This is a genomic window from Bacillus sp. LR--39 (genome assembly GCF_053613335.1).
Genome location: NZ_JBSIOT010000255.1, coordinates 1 through 1,191, shown reverse-complemented (window position 1 = coordinate 1,191; position 1,191 = coordinate 1). Strand labels below are relative to the sequence as shown.

At 45.8% G+C, this 1,191-nt stretch carries 2 protein-coding genes; both read left to right on the top strand.

Annotation, left to right across the window (positions count from 1 at the left end; genetic code table 11):
- Positions 1-61: 61 nt before the first annotated feature.
- Positions 62-973 (top strand): flagellar hook-associated protein FlgL, encoded by a 912-nt coding sequence (gene flgL / locus ACWHAR_RS22280; protein WP_003185705.1) that lies wholly within the window; start codon positions 62-64, stop codon positions 971-973.
- 49 nt (positions 974-1,022) lie between these two features.
- Positions 1,023-1,191, top strand: a 169-nt coding sequence (locus ACWHAR_RS22275; protein ID WP_452087858.1) for a DUF6470 family protein, incomplete at its 3' end; no start/stop codon positions are given.

Sequence of the window (1,191 nt, the reverse complement as noted above, 5' to 3'; positions counted from 1 at the left end):
GACGAAGTCCTCGATAAGATTATTAACGGCATGGGTGTCGTGGGAAGGTAGGTAGAGATTCATGCGGGTAACCCAAGGGATGATTGCAAAAAATTCTTTGCGCTACATCAATTCAAGCTATGGAAAACTGGATAAGCTTCAATCCCAGATTTCTTCGGGAAAAAAGATCACAAAGGCATCCGACGATCCCGTCGTCGCGATGAAAAGCCTGAAGTACAATACACAGCTGTCCCAGGTTAAACAATATCAAAGCAATGCCTCGCAAGCTTTTACATGGCTTGAAAACACGGAAACGAACATTACAGAAGGCATTGATATCATGGCGAAAATCAGGGAGCTGACCGTTAAGGCTCAAAACAGTACAAACGGCAAGGATGAATTAAATGCGATCGGGGTCGAAATCGGCCAACTGAAAGACCAGCTGATTCAGATCGCCAATACGCAGGTCAACGGCCGCTACCTTTTTAACGGAACGAACTCTGACGTCGCTCCGATCACAAAAAACGCCGATGGTACTTACACATACAATTTTGAAAACTATACAAGCAGCTCTGACGTTCTCATCAATGTTTCGCCAAACGCAACCTTAAATGTAAACTCAAATCCGATTTCGGCTTTCGGCGGACAATCAAGCAGCGGACAAAACGTCTTTGAAATGATTGAGTCTCTCGAAAATGCCTTAAAAGCGGGAACAATGGAAGGAATGGAAAACGCCCTTTCAGACATTGACCAGTTCTCCAATCAGATGAGCAATGAGCGGTCTGATATCGGAGCGCGCTACAACCGGCTCGAATTGATCAATGCGCGGCTGAGCGAACAGGAAGAGACGGCGACAAAGGTATTGTCAGACAACGAAGATGTTGAGCTTGAGGAGATCATTACTGAATTTATTACACAGCAATCGGTTCACAGAGCTGCACTTGCCGTAAATGCGAAAATCGTTCAGCCGACACTGGTTGACTTTTTAAGATAAAAGCAACTCTATCCGAGTTGCTTTTTTTCAGCAAAAGGAGGATATCATAATGGAGATGCCTAGGCTGATCATGCAAAATATCCCCGGCCGCATCGGTTTAACAACGACGCCGCCAGATTTGAAAATGGAACAGCCGCGCGCTGACTTGAAAATCGAGCAGCCGCCGGCCGAACTGAAGATTACAACCACCCCTTCAAAGCTCACGATTGACCAGACAA